The following is an 11,154-nucleotide window of genomic DNA, read 5'->3' as shown; positions in this document are numbered from 1 at the left end:
ATTAAGTGACTATTAAGTGATTTCATTGAAAACAAATTAATCATTTGGAGGTATAATTAATAATACAGTCGTAGTGAAGAAAAGATGGATTGTATTTTTATTATTTACTGTATTTTAAATTTCTTTTCTTTGTTAATATTTGTGGCTAGATGGCTCTTTTTTAATGACATATAATTGAGTCTTTTGTTTGAGAAAAGATGACACACAACAGGATAGTAAGGGCGAGGGCGGAAAATGGCATATCTTAAGTTCAATCAAGGTGGGATAAAAAATAAAATTAATACTCGCCTTATTAGTTTAGGTCTAGAACCTGATGATCGAATGATGAAAACTCTTGAAGAGAATCCCCAATACGTGAATCGTCTTACTTCTTTATTCAATGTCTTAAAAAAATATAAGATTGTATTGAATGATTCGCTGCATAGGGCGATAGCAAGTAATGTCGCTCAGGCAGGAGCGCTGGTTGACTTATTAGAATTTATGCACGCAGAAAAGATTGATCTCGCATTTATATCAATAGAACGTTTATTGGCGAGTGCAAAATCTGAAACCACCCTAAAACAAGGGATGCAAATACTTAAAACTCATAATTCACTTAATTCTGCGAGTTTGAATCTGATGTTCCTTTATCCGGAACAATCTTTATTAATTGCTGATTTAATCGTTAATTTTCAAAAACACGCATACTCTACTGATAAAATAATTGAAAAGCTTGATCAATTTTCAGTAGAGAATATAAGTACAGTGATTGAACTCCTAACGATGCTGTTAAATAAAAATCTCTATTATTTTGAATGTTTCGATATTCTTTTAAGACAACAAGAATATGTACATAAAATTTATGAAGGTGCTAAAAAACTTGCTGCGGAAGATAAACTTGCACCAAGTTATTTCGAGGTTGTTGAGAAGTTCCCTAAAAACGCCAATATTTTTGCAAATATTATTTTGTTATTAAATCATGGGTCAATAATTGATTATCGAAAAACTGAAGATGTATTAATAGCAAGCAAATTAGGAATTGGGGAGTTTCATTTTTTGACTCATTTGCAGCAGGCAAATATGTTAGATGTGGAAAACTATAAAAAAATTTGCCAATATAATCATCCTATTTTAACCAATCCGGAAGTGATTGAACTATTTGGCAGTCTTCCCTTATTTGAAGAATTCGATAAAACTGAGTTAGAAAAAATGCTGACTTTAATTACTGAAGATCCAAGTCTAGATATTCATTTAGCTGAATTCATTGAACTGATTCAAAAACACCAGTTCAGCAACAAGCCCCATTTATAAGCAGATGAAATTTTTTTTGCTTAATACTGCTGTTATGTGATATATTTTGTCCTTAGAGAACAATTTAAGGACAGTTATGGCTGATACTACTAATTGCCAAGAGCCCGGACCAGTGGGAAATAGAAGCACTCAAACAATGCTCAGAGCTCTAAATGATGCTGCAAAAGCGGAGGAGCCGGTTAACGATTTTGTTAGCCGTTTGAGAAGGTTAAATTTGGAACCTGATGAGGGAATGCTCAGACTTCTTTCAGACTATCCTAACTATGGTAATCGTCTCATTTCTTTATTCAAGATGTTTAAACAAACTAACGTTTCGATGACTGATAAGCTTTCAGATATCATTTCCAAGAATATTAGCAGTGTCGGTGGAGCGGTCAATTTGTTAGGATTAATAAAGGAACTAGAGATTGATCCTCAAACGATTTCATTGGTCTGTTTATTTGATGCTGCGCGATTTGATTTAAATATAGCTCAAAGTGCACGTGAACTTCACCATCAAGGCCAACTTGATTTAGCTACTTTTAAATTGTTGCTTAATTACCCAGAGCAATCACTTGAAATTTCAAGATTACTCATTAATCTTCAAGAACATGCATACAATGTTGAAAGTCTTGTAGAGAGGCTTGGTGCCAGTTCGATTACCGCCAAACATATGAGCACCATACTGGATCTACTTAATTTAATGCTTGAGAATGAGAGCTATTACTCAAATGCAGTTGATATTTTTTTAAGACAAGAACAATATATCACTAAAATTTATGAAGGGGCTATAAAACTTGTATCTGAACATTATCCCTTGTGTACCTATTTTGAGCTGATTGAGAAAAATCCACAAAATGCTAATGTTTTTGCGAAAAATATTTTGTTATTCCACAATGCATCACTCATCAAACCTGATAATGATTTATTCGAGATAAGCAAGTTAGGGGTCGGAGCATACCATTTCATGAAACATTTACAACAAGCAGATATGTTAAGTGCCGCGAACCTTCAAACAATGGGTAAGCCCAATAATATATTGAATCAAAAAGAGGTGATTGAAAATTTAAGTAGTCTTCCTTTAATCACCAACTTCGAAAGTGAAGAATTAGCACAGATGTTAGAATTAGCGAACAAAGAGGAAGTTTCCCCGAAAGAGATTCAAATCTTCAATGCACTACTAAAGGATCATCTTATTTCATCCAGTATCTGCGCACCCTCTCTAAGTAACTGAGCAAACAGCTTCGCTGTTTGCTTTCCTTTACAAATCAAACTTGAACTCAACACAGGTCAACTTACTTCCAATTTGAGGTAAGATTAAAAGTCTGATGCCCATCAATCTTTTAATTTCCCTGGTATTGAAGTTTTGGCAGAGCATTCAGTTGCAGCTGAATTGCTTGCTGCCGGGCAGCTTCATCTTCTTTTTCTTTTATGGCAAGAGCATCATTAATGGCATTAAGCTCAGTTTCTTGTTGGATAATTTCAGGACTGTCCAGAGATGTATCAGCATCTACGGGCACGTCTGGGTAAGCTACTTGTGGCGGATTATACCCAGGAGCATAAGTATAATGGATTGGTTGATATGTTGTTCCAACCACATAGGCAGTTGGAGCGCAACCAGTGAGAATAAATGCTATTCCTAAGAGACTACCGGTCCAGGGTTTCTTTATCATAAGACATTGCCTTTAAAGCCTATTGGATTAGCTTTTTTGCTTAATATTGTATAATTATAGATCAAAAGGTTGAATAACTGTTCTGTTTCGGGGTGCGAAGGACACGTGAGTTGAAATACGGATCATTTGGTAGCCTCCCGGTTCCTGCTTTATGGAGCCGGGCGTGGACAGTTATAAGGGTTCTAGGAAATTCTCAAGACTAGGTTTTTGGCCCAAGCGATACTGATAAACAATATAGAACGCCATGATATTCTTTAAATAATTTCGCGTTTCTTGCCAAGGTAAGGTCTCTATCCAAACATCAATCTCTTTAGGAGGATGGGTTTTTAACCAATAAACAACTTGTTTTGGTCCTGCATTATAGGCTGCAGCCATGAGGATGGGGTGATTACCGAACCGCTTTGCAAGCTGTTTTAAATAAGCTACACCAATATTGATATTCTTTTGAGATAGAAACAACTGCTTTTGATCATTATAAGGAATCTTGTCAGCTTTTGAGACCACTCTCGCCGTATAAGGCATGACTTGCATTAGACCTCGAGCACCTACCGAAGAAGTTGCATCATCTCTAAAGCCACTTTCCTGCCGAATAATTGCGTAAATAAATTCCGGTGCAACCGCATATTTTTTAGAATAAAGTGAAACGCTATTTTTATAAGCCAACGGAAACCTTAACGAAAGTTGGTTATTTAAGGTTTCGTTATTGCTCAAATAGACCGATTTACCATGCCATTCAAGTTTTTGATCAATCCAGTAGACCAAGGCACTCGCCTCATCTTTGGGTAATTCACTAATGAAATCATTGAGCAAACGTGATGCTTGAAGCGTTTGTTTGCTGGTGTAGAGCGTTTCGATTTGATCAATAAAGGCCTGATAGGGTTTCAAAATCTCCAAGTTTGTGGTCGGAGTTTCATTGGTAAAACTGGGGTTCTTATTAAGATGGAGACTGGCTAGAAAACCATAATACTGTCTGTTTTTGGCTAAAGGTTCATAAAGAGTTCGCGCCTCTACTTTTTTTCCTTGTTCTTCTAAGGAGCGTGCTAACCAGTACTGCCAACAGGGTTCACTTTTCCGTTTGGAATCATTAATTAATTCAGCGACTTGAGGCCAGTTTTTTCGTTTTAAAGCAAAACGTATTTGCCAATCCAATAATACATCATTGTAGTATTCTGGTTTCACTTTGGTAAACCATTGCAAGGCATCTTCATGATTTCTCATGGCCTTATAAAGTGCAATATGGGCTAAAAATGCTTGGTTCTGCGCTGAGTTTAGCATTTTTTGAGTTTTACTTTGTTGCCATAATTTAAGCGCTTTATTCATATTAATTGAAACCATACGCTTAAGGCCATAAAGATAGATGCTGCTATTTAATCCACCTGGAGGTAACTTAATAATGTTCTCCGGATTTTGATAAACGGCATTTAAATTATTCAACTCAGCTAAATGAGGTGTTTTATATTGTTTTAATAGATATCGTGCTAATTGAATATTGCGTTGATCTAAAGCCAAATCAATTCGTTGGGTAATTAAATTTTGATCAAAGTTATTATCTTTAAGAAGAATATCAAACAAACTGTTGCAAGAAGGAGGTTTTGATTCACCGCTCAGCCATAAAGGGATAGATTCTTTCAGGGCTTCTTGTTCTTTACCCGTATTGTATTTTGCAATTTGTTCATAACAAACAAGATTCAAATCATTAGAGGGTTGATAATATTGGCTAAAGTGGATCCAATCTCTATTCTTAGCCAATTCATACAGCCACTTTTCACGCAATTTTGTGGATAAAGGAGTTGTTCCACTAATGAAATCCAAAAAGGTTTCGCTGGGTGTGGCTGTGGTTGGAAGATTTTGGGTAAAGGATAAATAGGTATTAAAACGTTGCATATAGGCTTCCCCTGAGAGGGCAAGGCAAACCTGAGAACTAAATATTCCACATAGGAGTAAAATAATTTTTTTCATAACTGTCTTAATTAATTTCTTGAATATTTGCTAATTGTTTTCGCATGGCATCAATTGTTTCTTTATAATTTTTGCTCTTGAAAACTGCAGCACCGGCTACAAATTGGTTTGCACCCGCGCGCGCCAAAGTAGCAATATTATCAATGTTTACTCCCCCATCGACACACAGATCAAGTTGAGGATAGAGTTTCCGGATTTGTGGGATTTTATCAATAATTTCAGTTATCATTTTTTGTCCCCCAAAGCCTGGATTTACGGTCATGATCAGGACAAAGTCTAGTTTATAGGCACACCAGGTCAAGATTTCAATGGGTGTAGCTGGATTTAATACAAGACCTGCTTCACATCCTAAATCTTTTATAAGGTTCAAACTGCGATCAAGGTGTATGGTGGCATCTGGATGAATACTAATTCTTTTTGCTCCTGCATTTGCGAACGATTCAATGAGTGCATCAACAGGTTCAACCATCAGATGAACATCAATGGGGAGGTGCGGAAAACGCTTGCGAAACGCCTCACAGAATGCCGGTCCAAATGTTAGATTGGGTACATAATGATTATCCATGACATCAAAATGAATAAAATCTGCTCCCGCATTCATTACAGATTCTACTTCATTGCCCAAACACATGAGATCCGCAGATAAAATCGAGGGTAAAATATGATAAGTCATAGGAGTAGTTTTTTTAATTTGAATAAGTATTATATCATATGCTGTCTTAAGAAAACATTCTACGATGTTGTATCAAGAGGGTTGGATTTTATTGTCTTTAGTGAATGAAACAAACCTATGCAAGGCTCGTTGCAGCTTGAAAATTTGGTCAAAATATGAGACAATATGTTTCTATTTCTGCTCTTGTAATTTTTGAAAATTATCTCAGATAATGCAAGATTACAGAGACCTAATCATGCTTTTTAGGGAGGATAATATGAATCAAAACTGGCCTACCAGAGACAGAGATTTACAAGCAGCCCGTGTGATTATGGAAGAATATGCGAGTGAACGTGAAAGTGACTCATTAGGTCTTTTTGAAATTGTGGTCGATCAAACGGAAAAAAAAATGAGTTTCCGTTTATCCGCATGGGTCGTTACTTTAGCAAAGCATTTTAATTCAATGTATGGACTAAGTCAGGGCGATTTTGTAACGCGACAAGTGATTACACGTTGTCTTACTCAAGGACAGACCTTACATTAATAAGATTTTCCAACAAGGCCTGGAAAAAGAGCACAGGATCTAATCCAGGCTTTCATAAGAACTAAACATCTCAGATTATACCCATTCTCCGGTGCACTTAAAATTCAAAAAGGTATTTATCATAATTCAATTTAAAGTCCTTAGAATTTTGGAATTGGACGAGGGCTTGATTTATTTGGGTTAATAAATCTGGATCAGCAGGATTGATGGCTATTCCATAGCCATGACCGTACATGTAGGGTGGGCCTATTAATTTAAATGAATCTGCAGAATTCGATGCCCAATAAACAGCCGTTGCATTATCCAGCAAAATAATATCTACATCGCCTCTGCCTAATGCTGATAATTGGTCTTCAATGCCAGGATATTCCTTAATATTGGGATTTTTTACACCCATCTCTAAAAGTTGGTCTAAAAATACGGTCCCCGATTCGAGTCCTATGGTTTTAGTATTTAACAAATCGAGATTAAAAGGTTCTTTGGAAATAGACTTTCTTTCTAAAAATCGCGAATAACTGAGTAAATAAGGTAAACTGAAATTGACTATTTTAGCGCGATCCTGAGTAATCGTTATCGAACTGACTGCGACATCTAATTTTTTGCTGGCAACTGCATCGATCAATTGAGCAAAACGCATCACATGAAAGGCACATTTCCGATTCATGATTTGGCATAGACTGTTCATCATATCAACATCGAAACCATAGGCTTCATTATGAGATCCTTGCATCACAAATGGGGGATCAAAGCTCTCAATACCTACATCTAAAGGTTCACCCAGAGCAAAGAGCGAGGAAGTAGAACAAATAAATGCAATCAGTATTAATCGAATCATTTTGAATCTATGAATTGTTATTGATTTTTATAGGTTATATTATAACGAGAGTATTAATTTTGGGAATGAAATATAAGAAATTTATGCAAATAGAAATTCCTGAGTTATTGCAAGCAAAAGCATGGTTCATTGAAAAACATCTCTCTGGTGTGCACCATCCTTTGCGTGAAAGTGCCATTAAGTTACTTCTTATTAGTGATTATGCATCAAGGCAGATTCAATTATTAAAAATATTACTTATGGAAGATGAATGCTGTTCTTTGCTGTCACGTGAAGACTACTTTCATGCTTTAAAAAATATATCATTCCAACAGCCGCAAGCCTCTTATTTACGAGCCTTGCGTCAATTTCGTAATACTCATTTTTTACGCTTACTGCTTCTAGAACTATCCGGTATTGCAAACACAGAGCAAATTCTCTGCGCCTGGTCTGATTGCGCCGATGCACTTATTTTGCACGCAATAGATTATTGCAAACACGAGTTGTCCGGACGTTATGGTATTCCGCGGGATAATGCCGGAGATGAAGTCGAGTTATACACGCTGGCAATGGGAAAGCTGGGAGGAAGAGAGTTAAATTATTCTTCTGATGTGGATCTTATTTTCGCATATACGATGGTCGGAGAAACCGATGGTGAGGAGCATATTGATAATCAGCATTATTTTAGCCGATTGGTTCAGCAACTGGTGCAAACATTACAAAATGTAACTGCAGATGGATTCGTGTTTCGGGTCGATTTAAGATTACGCCCCAATGGAGACAGTGGACCCCTGGTTTCAAGCTTGGCTGCAATGGAAACTTATTACCAAGAGCAAGGGCGTGATTGGGAACGATATGCTATGGTTAAGACTCGGGTAATTACTGAGAACGTAGATGAGCTCCAACCCTGGTTTAAGCGTTTAATTGTTCCTTTTGTATATCGCCGCTATGTGGATTTTAGCGTTATTGAATCGTTGCGTAGTATGAAAGCTATGATTGAGCGGGAAGTTCAATTAAATCCACGTTTGGATGATATAAAACGAGGTCGAGGTGGCATTAGGGAAGTAGAGTTTGTTATTCAGAATTTTCAGTTAATACGGGGTGGTCGTTTGCCCCAATTACAAGAACAAAATGCTTTGACGGCACTTACTGTTTTAAAGCACGAGAAATTATTACCTCATACTGACGCTTTAAAACAAGCGTATCTTTTTTTACGGAAACTCGAAAATACCCTCCAAAGTTTAAATGATCAGCAGACTCATTCATTGCCCGAAGATCTGGTGAAACAAAAGCAAATTACTCTCGCTATGGGATATCTTTCTTGGGACGATTTAATTAATAAATTACATAAATATCAGCGTATTATAAGTTTCGCATTCCATTCAGTACTTGGTAAAGTTAAAGATTATGAAGATGAGAAAAGACTCTTAGCCAATCAATTATCCAGCCTTTGGCAAGGACATGTTGAAACCAGTATGGCAATTAATTTGTTAACCAGCTTAGGTTTTGAAGATGCGACGCATTGTTATCAAATGATCCATTCTTTTCGTCATAGTCCTCGTTGTCGTCGGTTAACCCAAGGCGCACGCATGCGTCTGGACCGATTCATGGTGATGTTACTTGCTGAACTCACTCAGGTTGAAAAAACGGATGAAGTTTTATTACAAGTTATGCACCTGTTGGAAAATATTGTTGGTCGTAGCGCGTATCTTGCTTTATTAACCGAGAATCCTCAGGTTTTAACTGAATTGTTGTTTTGGTTTGCCCAAAGTCCGTTTATCACTTCTTTATTAGTGAACCAACCCTTTTTGTTGGAAGTATTGTTGGATCAAGGACAAGAATGGCGTCCTCAATCCTTGCATCAATTGCAAAGGCTATTGATAGAAAAACTAGCTCATCATCCTGATGTGGAAGTGCAAGAGGAATTATTGCGCCAATTTAAACTTACCAATTGGTTAATGGCTGCACGTGCTGAACTATATGGTTTTTGTAATGCAGTACGTATTGGTCAATTTTTGTCTGATGTAGCACAAGTTATTGTAAATCAGGTTTTAGTGATCGCAAGCGAACAATTGGATTTACGATATCCGGAGATGGAACAAGCCAAATCACATTTTGTAATTATTGCGTATGGTAAGCTGGGAAGTCGTGAAATGAATTATGCTTCAGATTTGGATTTGGTTTTTTTACATTCTGCGAAACCCGCAGAAGAGGGATTGATTACTCGTTTAACTCAAAAAATTTTGCATATGCTAACAACACGTTCTCAGTCTGGAGTACTTTATACAGTAGATACACGTCTTAGACCTTCTGGTGCAGCGGGGTTGTTAGTAAGTCACGTTGATGCTTTTGTGGCATATCAAAAAAATCAGGCTTGGACATGGGAACATCAGGCGTTACTAAAGGCGCGTGTTCTGACAGGAAATACCCGGATCAGGAATACATTTCTGCAATTGAAAAAATCGGTATTATTGTTAGCACGCGATAAGCCTACTTTGCTGCATGATGTATTAGCGATGAGATCCAAAATGGAACAGTATCAAGATAGGAATTCTATTTCGGGTGGTTTGTTGGACCTGGAATTTTTAGTTCAGTTTTTAATACTCCATCTAGGAGAGCCTTCTTCAGCTCGATACACTAATACATTAAGTCAATTACATCATTTGTTCTTAGTAGGTGCGTTAAGTAAAGAGCAGTACACTTTCTTTAAAAAAGCATATAAGAAACACCATCAATTACTGCACCAAAATTTGCTGCGTCCCGGCAGTGTAAAGGACCAAAGCCTGCAGGATGAAATATTAGCAATGTGTAAAGAAATTTATAATCGCACTCTGTAGCCTGTTGGCGCGCTGCGAACCCCGGTGATTAAAGGAGAGATTCGCATTAGTAATCTAGGTTATAGCTGCGCCTTCACTCTGGTTACTTCAAGCTAGTGGTTGAATTCGGCATAAAGGTCGTAATCATCACTATCTGTGATAACTACCTCGGCAAAAGAGCCCGCTTTAATACCCGGAGTAGGTGGTAGGATAACAAGACCGTCAATTTCCGGAGCATCACTTTGGCTGCGTGCGATAATTTGTTCCTGCCCTACCTCATCAATTAAGACGGTTTGGATGCTACCTATTTTATTTTCCAGTTTATTGCGACTAATTTCTGCTTGTAATTGCATAAAACGATGATAACGTTCCTCTTTAATTTCTTCGGGTACTGGATCACTTAATTCATTGGCCTTGGCCCCTTCCACCGGAGAGTATTTGAAACAACCTACTCTATCCAACTGTGCTTCCTCAAGAAAGTCGAGTAGTTCTTCAAACTCCTCTTCTGTTTCCCCAGGAAAACCCACGATAAAGGTCGAGCGGAGAGTGATATCTGGACAAGTTTCTCGCCAAGAAGCAATGCGTAATAAAGTGTTTTCACTGCTTGCAGGACGTTTCATTGCTTTGAGTATCCGTGAATTAGCATGTTGTAATGGAATATCCAAATAGGGGAGAATCAATCCATCACGCATTAAAGGGATAATCTCATCTACATGCGGATAAGGATAAACATAATGCAGGCGAACCCAAATACCCAGCTCGCCTAATTGTTCGCATAAATCATAAAAACGTGTGTTAACTGTTTTGTTTTTCCAGCTGACAGGTTGATAGCGTGTATCTACCCCATAGGCGCTAGTATCCTGAGAAATCACCAAAATTTCGTTAACCCCTGCATCTTTTAATTTTTGGGCTTCAGTTAAAACCTGGGCCATGGGGTAACTTTGTAACTTTCCACGCATTGTAGGGATAATGCAAAAGGTACATTTTTGATTGCATCCCTCAGATATTTTCAAGTAAGCATAATGACGAGGGGTTAATTTAATCCCTTGTGGCGGAATAAGTTGTGTAAATGGATCCACCGGCGGAGGTAAATGCTGGTGAACTGCATTAATTACTTCTTCATAGGCATGCGCACCGCTAATGTGCAAAACATCAGGGCAAGCTTCTTTAATAATTTCCGCTTTAGCGCCTAAGCAACCGGTGACAATAACACGTCCATTTTCAGCCATTGCTTCTTTTATGGTATCCAATGATTCTTTGACCGCACTATCAATAAACCCACAGGTATTAATTACTACCACACCTGCATCTTGATAACTGGATACTAATTCATATCCTTGTGCACGCAGTTGGGTAATGATACGTTCTGAATCGACTAATGCTTTGGGACAACCCAGGCTAACAAAACCTACTTTATGATTCATAAA

At 37.5% G+C, this 11,154-nt stretch carries 9 protein-coding genes; 4 read left to right on the top strand and 5 right to left on the bottom strand.

Annotated elements, in window-relative coordinates; all coding sequences use genetic code 11:
- Positions 1–234 precede the first annotated feature (234 nt).
- Entirely contained in the window at positions 235–1,290 is a 1,056-nt protein-coding gene (locus ACWTE2_RS11435; protein WP_454785426.1) for a hypothetical protein, read from the top strand.
- 76 nt (positions 1,291–1,366) lie between these two features.
- A complete protein-coding gene (locus ACWTE2_RS11430) occupies positions 1,367–2,503 on the top strand; it encodes a hypothetical protein (protein WP_454785425.1) in 1,137 nt (378 codons plus the stop codon).
- 109 nt (positions 2,504–2,612) lie between these two features.
- On the opposite strand, the gene ACWTE2_RS11425 is transcribed toward ACWTE2_RS11430, so the two are convergent.
- The 3 genes from ACWTE2_RS11425 to rpe all read right to left on the bottom strand — a co-directional run bounded on the left by ACWTE2_RS11425 (position 2,613) and on the right by rpe (position 5,574).
- The gene (locus ACWTE2_RS11425) at positions 2,613–2,942 is read right to left on the bottom strand and encodes a hypothetical protein (RefSeq protein WP_454785424.1); all 330 of its coding nucleotides are present in this window, start codon (positions 2,940–2,942) and stop codon (positions 2,613–2,615) included.
- 171 nt (positions 2,943–3,113) lie between these two features.
- Positions 3,114–4,901: a transglycosylase SLT domain-containing protein gene (locus tag ACWTE2_RS11420; protein WP_454785423.1), complete on the bottom strand. Its 1,788-nt coding sequence runs from the start codon at positions 4,899–4,901 to the stop codon at positions 3,114–3,116.
- Positions 4,902–4,908: 7 nt separating this feature from the next.
- Complete coding sequence (gene rpe / locus ACWTE2_RS11415) at positions 4,909–5,574, bottom strand: ribulose-phosphate 3-epimerase (RefSeq protein WP_454785422.1); 666 nt, start codon at positions 5,572–5,574, stop codon at positions 4,909–4,911.
- Positions 5,575–5,830: 256 nt separating this feature from the next.
- Here rpe and ACWTE2_RS11410 point away from each other — a divergent pair, with 256 nt between their 5' ends.
- Entirely contained in the window at positions 5,831–6,097 is a 267-nt protein-coding gene (locus ACWTE2_RS11410) for a hypothetical protein (protein ID WP_182392699.1), read from the top strand.
- Between the two features lie 97 nt (positions 6,098–6,194).
- Here the strand turns inward: ACWTE2_RS11410 and ACWTE2_RS11405 are convergent, their stop codons facing one another.
- On the bottom strand, positions 6,195–6,932 hold the full coding sequence (locus tag ACWTE2_RS11405; protein ID WP_454785421.1) for a transporter substrate-binding domain-containing protein: 738 nt from the start codon (positions 6,930–6,932) through the stop codon (positions 6,195–6,197).
- 83 nt (positions 6,933–7,015) lie between these two features.
- Between ACWTE2_RS11405 and glnE the strand changes: the two genes are divergently transcribed.
- Positions 7,016–9,748 carry a bifunctional [glutamate--ammonia ligase]-adenylyl-L-tyrosine phosphorylase/[glutamate--ammonia-ligase] adenylyltransferase gene (glnE, locus tag ACWTE2_RS11400; RefSeq protein ID WP_454785420.1) on the top strand — a complete coding sequence of 911 codons (2,733 nt, stop codon included), beginning with the start codon at positions 7,016–7,018 and terminating at the stop codon, positions 9,746–9,748.
- Between the two features lie 92 nt (positions 9,749–9,840).
- On the opposite strand, the gene rimO is transcribed toward glnE, so the two are convergent.
- Positions 9,841–11,151: a 30S ribosomal protein S12 methylthiotransferase RimO gene (rimO, locus tag ACWTE2_RS11395; RefSeq protein WP_454785419.1), complete on the bottom strand. Its 1,311-nt coding sequence runs from the start codon at positions 11,149–11,151 to the stop codon at positions 9,841–9,843.
- Positions 11,152–11,154: the final 3 nt, after the last annotated feature.

Source organism: Legionella nigrisilvae (genome assembly GCF_977063395.2).
The sequence above is the reverse complement of the archived record's forward strand: the minus strand, read 5'-3'. Positions and strand labels throughout refer to the sequence as shown.